The 16,091-nt window shown below is 70.7% G+C and carries 11 protein-coding genes; 8 read left to right on the top strand and 3 right to left on the bottom strand.

What is annotated here, in order from left to right:
- Positions 1-185: 185 nt before the first annotated feature.
- Positions 186-881: an HAD family hydrolase gene (locus ACQF4J_RS36075; protein WP_351569099.1), complete on the bottom strand. Its 696-nt coding sequence runs from the start codon at positions 879-881 to the stop codon at positions 186-188.
- Positions 882-1,066: 185 nt separating this feature from the next.
- Positions 1,067-4,582 (bottom strand): methionine synthase, encoded by a 3,516-nt coding sequence (gene metH, locus ACQF4J_RS36070; protein ID WP_351569103.1) that lies wholly within the window; start codon positions 4,580-4,582, stop codon positions 1,067-1,069.
- Positions 4,583-4,868: 286 nt separating this feature from the next.
- Between metH and ACQF4J_RS36065 the strand changes: the two genes are divergently transcribed.
- From ACQF4J_RS36065 to ACQF4J_RS36030, 8 genes are all read left to right on the top strand, one after another.
- Positions 4,869-5,642: an IclR family transcriptional regulator gene (locus ACQF4J_RS36065; protein ID WP_351569106.1), complete on the top strand. Its 774-nt coding sequence runs from the start codon at positions 4,869-4,871 to the stop codon at positions 5,640-5,642.
- 365 nt (positions 5,643-6,007) lie between these two features.
- The gene (locus ACQF4J_RS36060; RefSeq protein WP_058926320.1) at positions 6,008-6,802 is read left to right on the top strand and encodes an MIP/aquaporin family protein; all 795 of its coding nucleotides are present in this window, start codon (positions 6,008-6,010) and stop codon (positions 6,800-6,802) included.
- A gap of 48 nt (positions 6,803-6,850) precedes the next feature.
- Entirely contained in the window at positions 6,851-8,389 is a 1,539-nt protein-coding gene (gene glpK, locus ACQF4J_RS36055) for a glycerol kinase GlpK (RefSeq protein ID WP_351569109.1), read from the top strand.
- A 47-nt stretch (positions 8,390-8,436) separates the two neighbouring features.
- Entirely contained in the window at positions 8,437-10,053 is a 1,617-nt protein-coding gene (locus tag ACQF4J_RS36050) for an FAD-dependent oxidoreductase (protein ID WP_427167694.1), read from the top strand.
- Between the two features lie 249 nt (positions 10,054-10,302).
- Positions 10,303-10,974 (top strand): FadR/GntR family transcriptional regulator, encoded by a 672-nt coding sequence (locus tag ACQF4J_RS36045; protein WP_058926317.1) that lies wholly within the window; start codon positions 10,303-10,305, stop codon positions 10,972-10,974.
- 166 nt (positions 10,975-11,140) lie between these two features.
- A complete protein-coding gene (locus tag ACQF4J_RS36040) occupies positions 11,141-12,046 on the top strand; it encodes a PAC2 family protein (RefSeq protein WP_351569114.1) in 906 nt (301 codons plus the stop codon).
- Positions 12,047-12,279: 233 nt separating this feature from the next.
- Positions 12,280-14,004 carry a S8 family peptidase gene (locus ACQF4J_RS36035; protein ID WP_351584280.1) on the top strand — a complete coding sequence of 575 codons (1,725 nt, stop codon included), beginning with the start codon at positions 12,280-12,282 and terminating at the stop codon, positions 14,002-14,004.
- Positions 14,005-14,050: 46 nt separating this feature from the next.
- The gene (locus ACQF4J_RS36030; RefSeq protein ID WP_351584282.1) at positions 14,051-14,710 is read left to right on the top strand and encodes a hypothetical protein; all 660 of its coding nucleotides are present in this window, start codon (positions 14,051-14,053) and stop codon (positions 14,708-14,710) included.
- A gap of 69 nt (positions 14,711-14,779) precedes the next feature.
- Here the strand turns inward: ACQF4J_RS36030 and mshC are convergent, their stop codons facing one another.
- Positions 14,780-16,009: a cysteine--1-D-myo-inosityl 2-amino-2-deoxy-alpha-D-glucopyranoside ligase gene (gene mshC, locus ACQF4J_RS36025; RefSeq protein ID WP_351584284.1), complete on the bottom strand. Its 1,230-nt coding sequence runs from the start codon at positions 16,007-16,009 to the stop codon at positions 14,780-14,782.
- Between the last annotated feature and the right edge of the window lie 82 nt (positions 16,010-16,091).

Here is a 16,091-nt window from a genome sequence, read left to right as displayed (position 1 = left end):
CCTGTCGACCCTTGAACGCGTGGGGAACGTCACACATCAACAACGGGTTGGGCCACCGGAATTCGGCCATCCAGCCGGGTTCGAATTCCTTCGCACACCCGCGCCGGAATTCCGGACCCTATCGGCGCCGTACGCTGCGTGAACGGTCGGCGCATTTCCGTCATCGGCCGGTGATCGGCCGGTGATCAGCCGGTGATCAGCCCGCGCAGAAATGCCAGGTCGACCTCTTCGAGGGAGCTCACCACGGTCCGCCGCTCGGCGGGGGTGATAGGGGCCACCGAGGGGACCGCCACGACGTGGCAGCCGGCCGCCTCGGCCGCCGCCACACCGGTCGCGGTGTCCTCGACGACCGCGCATCTGGCCGGATCCACGCCGAGTCCGGCGGCGGCGACCAGATACGGGTCGGGGTGCGGCTTCGTGCGCCGTACCTCGTCGCCGGCGACCGACAGGGCGAAGTGCTGGGAGCCGAGCGAGGAGAGCACCCGGTCGATGATGCGCCGGTGGGAGGCGGAGACCAGGGCGGTCGGGATCTCGTACTCGGAGAGTTCGGCGAGCAGCCGCGCGGCGCCCGGCATCAGGGGCAGGGCCTGGCCGATACGGGCCTCGAAGCCCTGGTTGAGCAGCACCGTGACCTCGGCGAGGGTGATGTCGGCGCCGGTGGCCTCGATCAGGAACCCCGCGCTGCGGGTCATGGGACCGCCGACCACGACGTGGCGCCAGGAGTCGTCGAGGGTGTGGCCGAGGGCGGCGAAGATCTCGACCTCGACGTCCCACCAGAAACCCTCGGTGTCCACCAGGGTGCCGTCCATGTCGAGGAGCACGGCCTGCAGGGCTGAGCCTTCGGCCGTACGGGTTCCGAGCGCGGGGACCGTACTTGTCATCCGGGCGCACCTCCTTGGGGGACGAGCAGGCCGGTTCCCGCGCGGGGAACCGGCCTGCAGTGGACCGACCAGTGTACGTCGCCCGTCGCCGAAGCGCCTCGTTTAATCGGCGTGGCCTCGGGGCACACCGTGAATACCGCCGGGGGGCGCTGTGAGCTGCGCTTTCGCGCCTGTCGTGGGCGGTTTCAGCGCGCGTTGAAGTACTTCGCCTCCGGGTGGTGGATCACGATCGCGTCCGTGGACTGCTCGGGGTGGAGCTGGAACTCCTCGGAGAGCTGCACTCCGATGCGCTCGGGTTCGAGCAGGTCGGCGATCTTGGCGCGGTCCTCGAGGTTCGGGCACGCCCCGTAGCCGAGGGAGAAGCGCGCGCCCCGGTACTTCAGGGCGAACATGTCCTCGATGTCGCCGGGGTCCTCTGCGGCGTAGCCGAGCTCCGAACGCACGCGCGCGTGCCAGTACTCGGCGAGGGCCTCGGCCAACTGCACGGACAGGCCGTGCAGTTCGAGGTAGTCGCGGTAGGCGTTGGCCTCGAACAGCTTCGCCGTCCGCTCGCCGATCTTCGAGCCGACGGTGACGACCTGGAGGCCGACCACGTCGGTCTCCCCGGCCTCCTCGGGGCGGAAGAAGTCCGCGAGGCACAGACGGCGGCCGCGGCGCTGGCGGGGGAAGGTGAAGCGGGTGCGTTCGTTGCCCTGCTCGTCCAGGATGATCAGGTCGTCGTCCTTGGACACGCAGGGGAAGTAGCCGTAGACGACGGCCGCTTCGAGCAGGTTCTCGGTCTGCAGCCGGTCCAGCAGGCCGCGCAGCCTCGGCCGGCCCTCGGCCTCGACGAGCTCCTCGTAGGTCGGCCCTTCGCCGGTGCGGGCCTGCTTCAGGCCCCACTGGCCCTTGAACAGGGCGCCCTCGTCGAGCCAGGACGCGTACTCCTTGAGCTGGATGCCCTTGATGACGCGGGTGCCCCAGAACGGCGGGGTGGGGACGGGGTTGTCGGTGGCGACGTCGGAGCGGACGTGGCCCTCCTCGGGGCGTTCCTCGACCTCGACGGCCGAAGTCGCCCGCACCCGGCGCTGCTTGAGTTCGGGCAGGACCGCGCCGGGCACGCCCCGCTTGACGCCGATGAGGGCGTCCATGAGGCGCAGGCCCTCGAACGCGTCGCGGGCGTAGCGGACTTCGCCTTCGTAGATCTCGTGCAGGTCCTGCTCGACGTAGGCGCGGGTGAGGGCGGCGCCGCCGAGGATGACGGGGTAGTCGGTCGCCAGTCCGCGCTGGTTGAGCTCCTCCAGGTTCTCCTTCATGATCACGGTGGACTTCACCAGGAGACCGGACATGCCGATGACGTCGGCCCTGTGTTCCTCGGCGGCCTCCAGGATCGCGGAGACGGGCTGCTTGATGCCGAGGTTGACGACGTTGTAGCCGTTGTTGGACAGGATGATGTCGACGAGGTTCTTGCCGATGTCGTGCACGTCGCCGCGGACGGTGGCCAGCACGATGGTGCCCTTGCCCTCGGCGTCGGACTTCTCCATGTGCGGTTCGAGGTGGGCGACGGCGGCCTTCATGACCTCGGCGGACTGCAGCACGAACGGCAGCTGCATCTGGCCGGAGCCGAACAGCTCGCCGACGACCTTCATGCCGTCCAGGAGGGTTTCGTTGACGATGTCGAGGGCGGGGCGCTCCTGGAGGGCCTCGTCGAGGTCGGCCTCCAGGCCGTTGCGCTCGCCGTCGATGATGCGGCGCTTGAGGCGCTCCTCCAGCGGGAGGGCGGCCAGTTCCTCGGCCCTGCCGGCCTTGAGGGACTTGGCGGTGGCGCCCTCGAAGAGCTGCATCAGCTTCTGCAGGGGGTCGTAGCCCTCGCTGCGGCGGTCGTGGATGAGGTCGAGGGCCGTGGTGACCTCTTCCTCGCTGAAGCGGGCGATGGGCAGGATCTTCGAGGCGTGCACGATCGCCGAGTCCAGGCCCGCCTTCACGCACTCGTCGAGGAAGACGGAGTTGAGCAGGATGCGGGCGGCCGGGTTGAGGCCGAAGGAGATGTTCGACAGGCCCAGCGTGGTCTGCACGTCAGGGTGGCGGCGCTTGAGCTCGCGGATCGCCTCGATGGTGGCGATGCCGTCCTTGCGGGACTCCTCCTGACCGGTACAGATGGTGAAGGTCAGGGTGTCGATGAGGATGTCCGACTCGTGGATGCCCCAGTTGCCGGTGAGGTCGTCGATGAGCCGCTCGGCGATCTCGACCTTCTTCTCGGGGGTGCGGGCCTGGCCCTCCTCGTCGATGGTCAGCGCGATCAGCGCGGCGCCGTGCTCGCGGGCGAGCGTGGTGACCTTGGCGAAGCGGGACTGGGGGCCGTCGCCGTCCTCGTAGTTGACGGAGTTGATGACCGCGCGGCCGCCGAGCTTCTCCAGGCCCGCCCGGATGACGTCGACCTCGGTGGAGTCCAGCACGATCGGAAGGGTGGAGGCCGTGGCGAAGCGGCCGGCCAGCTCCTCCATGTCGGCGACGCCGTCGCGGCCGACGTAGTCCACGCAGAGGTCCAGCATGTGGGCGCCCTCGCGGATCTGCTCGCGGGCCATCTCCACACAGTCGTCCCAGCGCCCCTCCAGCATCGCCTCGCGGAACTTCTTGGAGCCGTTGGCGTTGGTGCGCTCGCCGATGGCCAGGTATGAGGTGTCCTGGCGGAACGGCACGGTCTGGTAGAGGGAGGCGGCGCCGGGCTCGGGCTGGGGGGTCCGCTCGACGGGTGTGGCCTCGCGGACGCGCTCCACGAGCTGGCGCAGGTGTTCGGGCGTCGTACCGCAGCAGCCGCCGACCAGGTTCAGGCCGTAGTCGCGGACGAAGGTCTCCTGGGCGTCCGCCAGGCCCTCGGGGCCGAGCGGGAAGTGCGCGCCGTCCTTGGTGAGGATCGGCAGACCGGCGTTCGGCATGCACAGCAGCGGCGTGCGGGAGTGCCGGGCCAGGTAGCGCAGGTGCTCGCTCATCTCGGCGGGGCCGGTCGAGCAGTTCAGGCCGATCATGTCGATGCCGAGGGGCTCCAGCGCCGTCAGTGCGGCGCCGATCTCCGAGCCGAGCAGCATGGTGCCCGTGGTCTCGAAGGCCATCGACACCAGCAGGGGCACATCGCTGCCGGTCGCCTCCATGGCGCGGCGCGCGGCGACGACCGAGGCCTTGGTCTGCAGCAGGTCCTGGGTGGTCTCCACGATCAGGGCGTCGGCGCCACCGGCGAGCAGGCCTTCCGCGTTGGCCTGGTAGCCGTCGCGGATGGTGGTGTAGCCGACGTGGCCGAGGGTCGGCAGCTTGGTGCCGGGGCCGATCGAGCCCAGCACCCAGCGGGTACGGCCGTCGCGGGCGGCGTACTCGTCGGCCACCTCGCGGGCGATCCGGGCACCGGCCTCGGACAGTTCGTGCACCCGGTCGGCGATGTCGTACTCGGTCGCCGCGGTGTGGTTGGCGCCGAAGGTGTTCGTCTCGACGCAGTCGACACCCGCCGCGAAGTACTCCTCGTGGACGGAGCGGACGATGTCCGGACGGGTGACGTTGAGGATCTCGTTGCAGCCTTCGAGGTTCTGGAAGTCCTCGAGGGTGGGCTCCTGGGCCTGGAGCATCGTGCCCATCGCTCCGTCGGCGACCACCACTCGGGTGGCCAGCGCTTCACGGAGCGCGGACGCACGGGCCCGGCTGTCGGCGGAAGGGGTCGGTGGCGACGAGGCCATGAAAGGGGCTCCCTTATGGTGCGACGGCTGTCGGCTTTGCGCGTTCCGTGGAACTCTCCGCGGTGGGCGCACCTGGCCAGAGTAACCGGGTGGGCCGCTTCGCGGTCGGGGCGTCCACGAGGCGGACCGGGATGGCCGTCAGGCACCTGGGGGGAGACGCGTGACACAACAGGTGCCGTACGAGTATTAGCGGTGGGTCGGCATGGACCGGTAGTGTTCGACATTGCCGAACGGTGGCAACGACGACGTTACGTCGACGTTCGAAGGGGACGGAGGCAGTACGGCGATGGCACGGAACATCCAGTCGCTCGAACGGGCGGCCGCGATGCTGCGGCTGCTCGCGGGCGGCGAGCGGCGGCTCGGCCTCTCGGACATCGCCTCGTCGCTGAGTCTCGCCAAGGGCACCGCCCACGGCATTCTGCGCACCCTCCAGCAGGAGGGTTTCGTCGAGCAGGACGAGGCCTCCGGGCGGTATCAGCTGGGGGCGGAGCTGCTGCGTCTGGGCACGACCTATCTGGACGTCCACGAGCTGCGCGCGCGTGCCCTGGTGTGGACGGACGACCTGGCCCGCTCCAGCGGTGAGAGCGTGTACCTCGGCGTGCTGCACCAGCAGGGGGTGCTCATCGTGCACCACGTCTTCCGGCCCGACGACAGCCGGCAGGTGCTGGAGATCGGGGCCATGCAGCCACTGCACTCCACCGCCCTGGGCAAGGTGCTGTCGGCCTACGACCCGGTCGCGCACAGCGAGGCGATGGAGGCCGACCGCAAGCCGTTCACGGACCGCACGGTGTGCGAGGCGGAGGACTTCGAGCACATCCTCGACCTCACCCGCGCGCGTGGGTACGCGGCCGACGTCGAGGAGACCTGGGAGGGCGTGGCGTCCGTCGCCGCGCCCATCCACAACCGGCGGCGGATGCCGGTGGGCGCGGTCGGCATCACCGGGGCCGTGGAACGGCTGTGCCGGGCCGAGGAGAAGGACGCGCTGCGGCCGGAGCTGATCGCGGCCGTGCGGGACTGCGCGCGTGCGGTGTCGCGGGATCTGGGTGCCGGGCGGTTCTGAGGAAGCGGTACGAGGACCGGGACGCGGGTGGCGCGTCCCGGTCTCACCCGTACCCTGACACAACGGACGTACCGCCCGGCCGGTACGCAGGGTGCTTGTTACTCCGCCGTACGCACCTGACCAGCAAGATCGACGACTCACGGCAATCAGTAACGATCGTGCTTTCGACAACAGAACCCTTGACGCACACGTGACGCCGCGGCGAGACTCCCGTCCATCGGTCGGCATTGTCGAACACCTACCGGCAATACGCGTTAGAGTGTGACAACGCCAAGGGCCGACACCGCTCTCACCCCCGAGGGCAGCTCGAACCTCCGGAGGGACCCGGGGTTCGGTCCCCTGGACGAAGGACAAAGGAGTCGCGGGTGTCCAGCTCCGACATCTTCATCGGCGAGACCATCGGTACCGCCATACTCATCCTGCTCGGCGGCGGCGTCTGCGCGGCCGTCACGCTGAAGGCCTCCAAGGCGCGCAACGCCGGCTGGCTCGCCATCACCTTCGGGTGGGGCTTCGCCGTACTGACGGCCGTCTACACCTCGGCGCCGCTGTCCGGCGCCCACCTCAACCCGGCCGTGACGCTCGCGCTCGCCATCAAGGACGGTGACTGGAGCAACGTTCCGGTCTATTGGGCCGGCCAGCTGCTCGGCGCCGCGATCGGCGCGACCCTGGTGTGGGTCGCCTACTACGGGCAGTTCCACGCGCACCTCACCGACAAGGAGATCGTCGGCGGCCCGGGTGCGCAGGCCACGACGGCCAAGGCCGTGGAGGCGCAGGAGAAGGGCGCGGGCCCGGTCCTCGGCGTCTTCTCCACCGGTCCGGAGATCCGTGTCGTCTGGCAGAACCTCGCCACGGAGATCATCGGCACCATCGTTCTGGTCCTGGCCGTGCTCACGCAGGGCCTCAACGACAAGGGCAACGGTCTGGGCACCCTGGGCGCGCTGATCACCGCGCTCGTCGTCGTCTCGATCGGTCTCTCCCTCGGCGGCCCGACGGGCTACGCGATCAACCCGGCCCGTGACCTGGGTCCGCGCATCGTGCACGCCCTCCTGCCCCTGCCCAACAAGGGCGGCTCCGACTGGGGCTACGCCTGGATCCCGGTGGTCGGTCCGCTGATCGGCGGCGCGATCGCTGCAGGCATCTACAACGTCGCTTTTGCTTAAAGCACCGGTAGAACGACCCCTTAACTCACGGAAACCCAGGAGCACACAGTGACCGACGCGCACACCGCCGGCCCCTTCATCGCCGCCATCGACCAGGGCACCACCTCCAGCCGCTGCATCGTCTTCGACCGGGACGGCCGTATCGTCTCCGTCGACCAGAAGGAGCACGAGCAGATCTTCCCGAAGCCGGGCTGGGTCGAGCACAACGCCAACGAGATCTGGACCAACGTCCAGGAGGTCGTCGCCGGGGCCATCCAGAAGGCCGGCATCACTCGCGACGACATCAAGGCCATCGGCATCACCAACCAGCGCGAGACGACGCTGCTGTGGGACAAGAACACCGGTGAGCCCGTCCACAACGCCATCGTCTGGCAGGACACCCGCACCGACGCCCTGTGCAAGGAGCTCGGCCGCAACGTCGGCCAGGACCGCTTCCGCCGCGAGACGGGTCTCCCCCTCGCCTCCTACTTCGCCGGCCCGAAGGCCCGCTGGCTGCTCGACAACGTCGAGGGCCTGCGCGAGCGCGCCGAGCGCGGCGACATCCTCTTCGGCACCATGGACACCTGGGTCATCTGGAACCTGACCGGTGGTGTCGACGGCGGCAAGCACTACACCGACGTCACCAACGCCTCCCGCACCATGCTGATGAACCTGCACACCCTGGAGTGGGACGACAAGATCGCCGAGTCCATCGGCGTGCCGCTGGCGATGCTGCCCGAGATCCGCTCCTCCGCCGAGGTCTACGGCGAGATCAAGGGCGGCAAGCTGGGCGAGCTGCTCGGCGGCATCCCGGTCGCCTCGGCGCTCGGCGACCAGCAGGCGGCCCTGTTCGGCCAGACCTGCTTCTCCGAGGGCGAGGCCAAGTCGACGTACGGAACCGGCACGTTCATGCTGATGAACACCGGTGAGAAGATCATCAACTCGTACTCCGGTCTGCTCACCACCGTCGGCTACCGCATCGGCGACGACGCCCCGGTCTACGCCCTGGAGGGCTCGATCGCCGTCACCGGTTCGCTGGTGCAGTGGATGCGCGACCAGATGGGCCTGATCTCCACCGCCGCCGAGATCGAGACGCTCGCGCTCTCCGTCGAGGACAACGGCGGCGCCTACTTCGTGCCGGCCTTCTCCGGCCTGTTCGCCCCGCACTGGCGCTCCGACGCCCGCGGTGTGATCGCCGGCCTGACCCGGTACGTCACCAAGGCGCACCTGGCCCGCGCCGTCCTGGAGGCCACCGCCTGGCAGACCCGTGAGATCACGGACGCCATGACCAAGGACTCGGGCGTGGAGCTCACGGCCCTCAAGGTCGACGGCGGCATGACCTCCAACAACCTGCTGATGCAGACCCTCTCGGACTTCCTGGACGCCCCCGTGGTGCGCCCGATGGTCGCCGAGACCACCTGCCTCGGCGCCGCCTACGCCGCCGGTCTCGCCGTCGGCTTCTGGACCAGCACCGACGACCTGCGCGCCAACTGGCGTCGGGCCGCCGAGTGGACCCCCCGCATGGACGCGGAGACCCGCGACCGTGAGTACAAGACCTGGCTCAAGGCCGTCGAGCGGACCATGGGCTGGATCGAGGACGAGGGCTGACGAGCACCCCGCAAGGCTCGCGGCCCGATGAGGAGTAAGAACCCGAAATGACCAGTCAGACCACCCTGCAGTCCGTGCCTGCCCTCGGTACGCACCCGGCCTCCGGCTCCAACCCGAGCCGCGCCGAGACCCGGGAGCAGCTCTCCAAGGCGTCGTACGACCTTCTCGTGATCGGCGGCGGCATCCTGGGCATCTCCACCGCCTGGCACGCCGCGCAGTCCGGCCTCAGGGTGGCTCTGGTCGACGCCGGCGACTTCGCCGGCGCCACCTCTTCCGCCTCCTCCAAGCTGCTCCACGGCGGTCTGCGCTACCTGCAGACCGGCGCGGTGAAGCTGGTGGCGGAGAACCACTTCGAGCGCCGTGCGGTCTCCCGTCAGGTGGCTCCCCACCTGGCGAACCCGCTCACGTTCTACCTCCCCGTGTACAAGGGCGGGCCGCACGGCGCTGCGAAGCTCGGGGCGGGCGTCTTCGCCTACTCCGCGCTCTCCGCGTTCGGTGACGGCGTCGGCCACCTGCTGTCCCCCGCGCGGGCCGCGCAGGACGTGCCGGAGCTGCGCACCGACAACCTCAAGGCCGTCGCCGTCTACGGCGACGACCAGATGAACGACGCGCGCATGGCGCTGATGACGGTCCGCGCGGCCGTCGAGGCGGGCGCCGTCGTCCTCAACCACGCCGAGGTGACCGGACTCCGGTTCACCCGGGGCCGCGTGACGGGCGCGGATCTGAAGGACCGCACCACGGGCGACGAGTTCGGCGTCAACGCCCGCCTGGTGCTGAACGCGACCGGCCCGTGGGTCGACCACCTGCGCAGGATGGAGGACCCGAATGCGGCGCCGTCGATCCGCTTGTCGAAGGGCGCGCATCTGGTCCTGAAGCGGACGTCCCCGTGGAAGGCCGCGCTGGCGACCCCCATCGACAAGTACCGCATCACCTTCGCCCTCCCCTGGGAGGACATGCTGCTCCTCGGCACGACCGACGAGGAGTTCGAGGGCGACCCGGCGGACGTCGCGGTCACCGAGAAGGACATAGCCCAGATCCTGGACGAGGCCGCGTTCTCGGTCCGGGACCAGCAGCTCAGCCGTGACCTGATCACGTACTCCTTCGCGGGTCTGCGCGTGCTGCCGGGCGGCCCCGGCGACACGGCCAAGGCCAAGCGCGAGACGGTCGTCACCGAGGGCCGGGGCGGGATGCTGTCCGTCGCGGGCGGCAAGTGGACGACCTTCCGGCACATCGGCCGCACGGTGATGCAGAAGCTGGAGGCGCTGCCCGGCGCCCCGCTGGGCGACGACTTCGAACCCATCTCGTCGCTGCCGAAGAAGCTGCCGCTGCCCGGTGTCGCCAACCCGCGCGCGGTCGCCCACCGGCTGCTGGTGGACAACCCGGCCCCGGGGCCGCGGATGGCAGCCGACACGGCGAAGCACCTGGCGACGCACTACGGGTCCCTGGCCTTCGACATCGCCCGGCTGGCCAACGAGAACCCCGAGCTGGGCGAGCGCGTCCACCCGGACGCCCCGGAGATCTGGGCGCAGGTCGTCTACGCCCGGGACCACGAGTGGGCCGAGACGCCCGACGACGTGCTGCGCCGCCGGACGACGCTGACGATCCGGGGCCTTGCCACGGACGACGTCCGCGCCGGGGTCCAGGACCTGCTCGGCAAGAAGTGACCGCGCACCGGCCCCTTCCCGACCAGGGGCCGGCACGGACGGGAACGGCCCCTCTCCCCTAGGGCGCCGGCTCCCGGATGAGGGGCGGCTCCCTGCCGACGGAGCCGCCCCTCTCGCATGCGGGCCGTGCGCCTTCAGGCACTGATCTCCGACCTGGAGGCGGGCACCTGGGCAGGCACATAATGAGCTCAGACATCCGAGGTCTCGGCACGGTGCGGCGACAGGGATGAGGCGACAGGGAGGCCGGTCATGGCAGTCACCGACGAGGCGATCGAGAAGATCAAGGGCATGATCGTCTCCGGCGCGCTGCGGCCGGGCGACCGGCTGCCCAAGGAGAGCGAACTCGCCTCCGAGCTGGGCCTGTCCCGCAACTCCCTGCGCGAGGCCGTCCGCGCCCTGTCCCTGATCCGGATCCTGGACGTGCGGCAGGGCGACGGCACCTATGTGACGAGCCTGGACCCGCAACTGCTGCTGGAGGCACTGAGCTTCGTCGTGGACTTCCACCGCGACGACACCGTCCTGGAGTTCCTGGCGGTGCGCCGCATCCTGGAGCCGGCCGCGACCGCGATGGCGGCCTCCCGGATCAGCGAGCAGCAACTGGACGCGCTCTCCGCCCAGTTGGAAAAGCTCGGGGACGCCCCGTCGGTGGAGGAACTGGTCGCCTGCGACCTCGACTTCCACCGGGGCATCGTGCAGAGCTCGGGCAACTCGGTGCTGTGCTCCCTGCTGGACGGCCTGTCGGGCCCGACCACCCGGGCCCGGATCTGGCGCGGCCTGACCCAGGAGGACGCCGTCAGCCGCACCCTGCGCGAGCACCGGGCGATCCTGTCGGCCCTGCGGGACCGGGACGCGGAGGCGGCACGGTCCTGGGCGACGGTGCACATCGCGAGCGTGGAGCAGTGGCTGCGGTCGTCGCTGTGAGGGACCTGCCGCCGAGGGGTTGCCCGGGGTGGCGATCTTGGGTGTTCGGGGGGTCCGTACGGGGCAGTGATCCGTTCACTCCCCCGTGCAAGGGGGCTGCGGGCGCCCCCGCGGAACGCCGTAAGGTTGGTGGGTCAAGCGAGGGCACGTCGGAAGGAGGCACTGGGTGATCGAGCTCGAGGGGGTTCCCGAGCTGATCGACCCGGTCATGGTGGCCGCGTTCGAGGGCTGGAACGATGCCGGCGACGCCGCCTCCACCGCGGTCGCGCATCTGGACAGGGAGTGGAAGGGCGAGGTGTTCGCGGCGCTCGACGCCGAGGACTACTACGACTTCCAGGTGAACCGCCCCACGGTGTGGATGGACGCGGGAGTGCGCAAGATCACGTGGCCGACGACAAGGTTGTCGGTGGTGCGGGTCGGCGGTGAGAAGCCGCGCGACCTCGTGCTCGTGCGGGGCATCGAGCCGTCGATGCGGTGGCGTTCGTTCTGCAACGAACTGCTGGGCTTCGCGCACGAGCTGGGCGTGGAGCTGGTCGTCATCCTCGGCGCCCTGCTCGGCGACACCCCGCACACGCGGCCGGTCCCGATCAGCGGAACGACGTCCGACGCCGACCTGGCCCAGCGGATGGATCTGGAGGAGACCAAGTACGAGGGCCCCACGGGCATCGTCGGCGTCCTCCAGGAGGCCTGCGCGCACGCGGGCGTGCCGGCGGTCAGCCTGTGGGCGGCCGTACCGCACTACGTGTCGCAGCCGCCCAACCCCAAGGCGACGCTGGCGCTGCTGAACCGGCTGGAGGACCTGATCGACGTGCGCATCCCGCTGGGCGAGCTGCCCGAGGACGCGCGCGCCTGGCAGGTGGGCGTGGACCAGCTGGCCGCCGAGGACAGCGAGGTCGCCGAGTACGTGCAGACGCTGGAGGAGGCCCGGGACACCGCGGAGCTGCCGGAGGCGTCCGGCGAGGCGATCGCCCGCGAGTTCGAGCGGTATCTGCGGCGCCGGGACGGCCATACGAAACCCCCGACGACTCCCCCGAAACCGGGCGGGGAGGACGACGAGTCCTCCGAGGAGTGAACGAGAAGGGCGGTGCGCCGGGCGCACCGCCCTTCTCGTTTCCCCGGCCCAGGCGAACCACGTGCCACCTTTGGCCGGATTGAGGCGTGACCTCTGTTTCCGGACGGATTGCACACGTTACCCAATTCAACTTGTTTCAAACAGAGTTGGCGAAAACGGTCTGGACGCCTCGCCGTCGGAGTGCTTGGTTGTGAGCGAAGGCGCACCCGCGCGGACCGAAGGGAGCGGCAGCGATGAGCGACCAGGTACAGCCGGCGCAGGGTCCGGGAGCATCCGGGCCGGGCCCAGACGGAGCGGGATTCACCTATCACGGAGCCGAGCAGGAACTGATCGTCGTCGCCCGCCCCGAGGCCCGGCTGCGCGCCCGGCCCGAGGGCGTCCGCTCGGCGGCCGGCGCCGACGTCTCCGCGCTCGAGATGTTCCTCGGCGACGAACAGCTCACGCTGGAGCCGCTGTTCGGCGGTGAGGAGCGGCTGCAGCAGTCCTCCGCCCCGCCGGGCGAGCGGCACGTGCCCGACCTCGCGCTGTTCTACCGGGTGCGCGGCGGGGAGAGCCGCGCCCAGGAGCTGCGCTCACGGATCGCGGCGCTGCCGGGGATCGACACGGCGTACGTGAAGCCCGGCGCCGTGCCCGCCACCGTCACCGGCGACAGCGGCCGGCTGAAGGAAGGCACCCCGGCCACCCCGGACTTCAGCGGCCGGCAGGGCTATCTGCGCCCGGCCCCCGAGGGGATAGACGCCCACTGGGCCTGGCAGCGCCCCGGTGGGACCGGTCAGGGGGTGACGGTCGTCGACGTCGAGGGCGCCTGGCAGTTGGGCCATGAGGACCTGGCCGCCAAGCTGGCCGGCGTCGTGGTCGGCACTCCCCTGACCGACCTCGCGTGGCGCAACCACGGCACCGCGGTGATCGGCGTGATCGGCGGCGACCGGGGCGAGTTCGGGGTGAACGGCATCGTGCCGGACGCGGTGACCGCGGCCGCCTCCTTCCAGGGCATCGGCACGGCGGCGGCGATCCACGCGGCGGCCGAGCGGCTCGGCCCCGGTGACGTCGTCCTGGTCGAACTCCACCGGCCGGGACCGCGGTTCGAGTACGCCGAGCGCGACGACCAGCGCGGCTACATCGCGATCGAGTGGTGGCCGGACGACTTCGCGGCCATCCGGTACGCCACCGCCAGGGGCGTCATCGTGGTCGAGGCGGCGGGCAACGGCGCCGAGTCGCTCGACGACGCGGTCTACGAGCGCCGCCCGGACGGATTCCCCGAGTGGTGGCGCAACCCGTTCAACTCCTCCAACCAGTCCTCCGGCGCCGTCCTCGTCGGCGCGGGCGCGCCGCCGCCCGGCACGCACGGCCGCGACCACGGGCCGGACCGCTCCCGGCTGGCGTTCTCCAACTACGGCGCCCGGCTGGACGCCCAGGGCTGGGGGCGCGAGGTCACGACCACCGGCGGCTCCTGGGACCGGCCCGGCGATCTGCAGGGCGGCCCCGAGGAGATCGCCTGGTACACGGACACGTTCTCCGGGACCTCCTCCGCCTCCCCGGTGGTGGTCGGCGCGCTGGCCGCGCTGCAGGGCATGCTCAAGGCGGCCGGCCAGCCACCGATGTCCCCGGATCGCGCCCGGCTGGTGCTGCGGACGACCGGCTCCGAACAGCAGGACGCGCCGGGCCGCCCCGCCTCGCAGCGGATCGGCAGCCGGCCGGACATCAAGGCGGCCGTCACCCATCTGCTGCCGCAGGCGATCGGCTCGGGCCGCGCCGAGCGGTACTGGGACGAGCTGCTGCCCTACCCCCGTGAACTCCCGCCCAGGCTCCGCCTGTTCGTGGCCGGCGCCTGGCGCAACCTCAATCGTCCGTCCCCCGAGATCCGCCAGGCGGTGCACGCCGCGTTCGCGGGGGGACGGCCCGACGTCCGGGTGTGGTTCTCGGACGACGAGATCGTCGGCCTGGTGGTCACCGGCTGACGGTCAGGCAAGGCAAGGCCTCACATCAAGGGAAGGTGACATCCGTATGAGCATCACCCCGCAGATGGGCCACATGGGACAGCAGAGCCAACAGGGCCAGCCGTTCCCCAGCACCTCGCCCTACGAGCAGCAGGAGTACGGGCAGCAGCAGGGCTACGGCCAGCAGCAGGAGTACGGCCAGCAGCAGGGCTACGGCCGGCAGCAGCCGTTCGGACAGCAGCAGTCCGCCGGCTGGCCGGGCGTCGGCATGATGCCGCAGCTGCAGCAGCTGGGTCAGCAGCAGCCCTTCCACCAGTTGCTGCAGCAGCTCGGGCAGCAACAACAGCAGCCGTTCGCGCAGCAACAGGCCCCCCAGGGCCAGCAGATGCAGCAGCAGGACCAGCAGGCCCGGCAACAGGAGCAGCAGACCCAGCAGCAGCTGGCGCAGCTCGCGCAGGCGGTGGTTCAGCAGGTGATCCAGCAGGTCCAGGCGCAGGCGCTCGCCTCCGGCGTGGCGAACGGCTTCGTCGACATCCCGCAGCCGCTGCAGGGCCAGCCGCAGCAGGTCTTCCTGCGCATCAACGGTCAGTTCCGGGTCCTCATCAACCCCGTTCCGCAGCTGCACCAGCAGATCCAGGAGGCCTTCGCCCTCGGCCACCAGGTGATCGGCGTCTGGGACACGCAGTCCCCGAACGTCCTGCGCAGCGTACGGATCCAGCGGATCTGACCTCGTCGTCCGCACGCGACACGAGGGGCGCCTCCCCGCGGGGGAGGCGCCCCTCTCGTACGCCGTCGCCTACAGGGCCACGCCCAGCAGCGCGTCGACGGCGCGCGACACCACGCCGGGGGCCGCGATGTCCGTGCCGCCCTGTTCCTCCTGGAGCGCCGCCCAGCGGTCGACCGCGGCGAGCGCGGCCGGGGCGTCCAGGTCGTTCGCGAGGGCCTCGCGGATCTCCTCGACGAGGGCCTCGGCGGGCGGGCCGTCGGGCCGGGAGACGGCGGCACGCCAGCGGCCGAGCCGGTCCACGGCATCCTGGAGGACCTGGTCGGTCCACTCCCAGTCGGAGCGGTAGTGGTGGGCGAGCAGGGAGAGCCGGATGGCGGCGGGATCAACGCCGTCGCGGCGCAGCCGCGACACGAAGACCAGGTTGCCCTTGGACTTGGACATCTTCTCGCCGTCCAGGGCGACCATGCCGGCGTGGACGTACGCCCTGGCCATCGGGAACTCGCCGGTCAGCACCTGGGCGTGCGAGGCGCCCATCTCGTGGTGCGGGAAGGCGAGGTCGGATCCGCCGCCCTGGACGTCGAAGGTCATGCCGAGGTGGTCGAGGGCGATGGCGACGCACTCGATGTGCCAGCCGGGGCGCCCGCGGCCGAGCGAGCCGCCGTCCCAACTGGGCTCGCCCTCGCGGGCGGCCATCCACAGCATCGGGTCGAGCGGGTTCTTCTTGCCCGGGCGCTCCGGGTCGCCGCCACGCTCGGCGGACAGCAGCCGCATGGCGGCCGCGTCCAGGTTGGAGACCTTGCCGAAGTTCGGGTCGGACTCGACGGAGAAGTAGACGTCGCCCTCGAGTTCGTAGGCGGCGCCCGCCTCCCGCAGCCGCTCCACGAGCGGCACGATGCCCGGTATCGCCTCGACCGCGCCTATGTAGTGCCGGGGCGGCAGCATCCGCAGGGCGGTCATGTCCTCGCGGAAGAGGGCCGTCTCCTTCTCGGCGAGGGCCACCCAGTCGACGTCGTCCCGCTGCGCGCGCTCCAGCAGCGGATCGTCGACGTCGGTGACGTTCTGGACGTAGTGGACCTGCCGCTTGGTGTCGAGCCACACGCGCTGAACGAGGTCGAACGCGTTGTAGGTCGCCGCGTGCCCCATGTGGGTGGCGTCGTACGGGGTGATGCCGCAGACGTAGATACGGGCGACGGGACCGGGGTCGAGGGTGACGAGGCCGCCGGTCGCGGTGTCGTGGATCCTCAGGTCGCGGCCCTGACCAGGCAGGGCGGGGACCTCGGAAGCGGGCCAGGCATGCATGTCATGAGCCTAACCGGACGGATGTTCCGTATACGAACCGGACCGGGCCGGATGGCCGGTAAGGCCATCTTGCGCGGTACCG

The organism is Streptomyces sp. C1-1, from assembly GCF_050214755.1.
Taxonomy (GTDB): Bacteria; Actinomycetota; Actinomycetes; order Streptomycetales; family Streptomycetaceae; genus Streptomyces.
Note: the sequence above shows the minus strand (reverse complement) of the source record. Positions and strands in the feature narration are given on the sequence as shown.

What these genes read in the sequence shown, in the direction of transcription:
- ACQF4J_RS36035 (WP_351584280.1), top strand. Translation starts at nt 12,280, where the DNA reads ATGAGCGACCAGGTACAGCCGGCGCAGGGTCCGGGAGCATCCGGGCCG.
- metH (WP_351569103.1), bottom strand. Translation starts at nt 4,582, where the DNA reads ATGGCCTCGTCGCCACCGACCCCTTCCGCCGACAGCCGGGCCCGTGCG.
- ACQF4J_RS36075 (WP_351569099.1), bottom strand. Translation starts at nt 881, where the DNA reads ATGACAAGTACGGTCCCCGCGCTCGGAACCCGTACGGCCGAAGGCTCA.
- ACQF4J_RS36045 (WP_058926317.1), top strand. Translation starts at nt 10,303, where the DNA reads ATGGCAGTCACCGACGAGGCGATCGAGAAGATCAAGGGCATGATCGTC.
- ACQF4J_RS36030 (WP_351584282.1), top strand. Translation starts at nt 14,051, where the DNA reads ATGAGCATCACCCCGCAGATGGGCCACATGGGACAGCAGAGCCAACAG.
- ACQF4J_RS36065 (WP_351569106.1), top strand. Translation starts at nt 4,869, where the DNA reads ATGGCACGGAACATCCAGTCGCTCGAACGGGCGGCCGCGATGCTGCGG.
- ACQF4J_RS36050 (WP_427167694.1), top strand. Translation starts at nt 8,437, where the DNA reads ATGACCAGTCAGACCACCCTGCAGTCCGTGCCTGCCCTCGGTACGCAC.
- mshC (WP_351584284.1), bottom strand. Translation starts at nt 16,009, where the DNA reads ATGCATGCCTGGCCCGCTTCCGAGGTCCCCGCCCTGCCTGGTCAGGGC.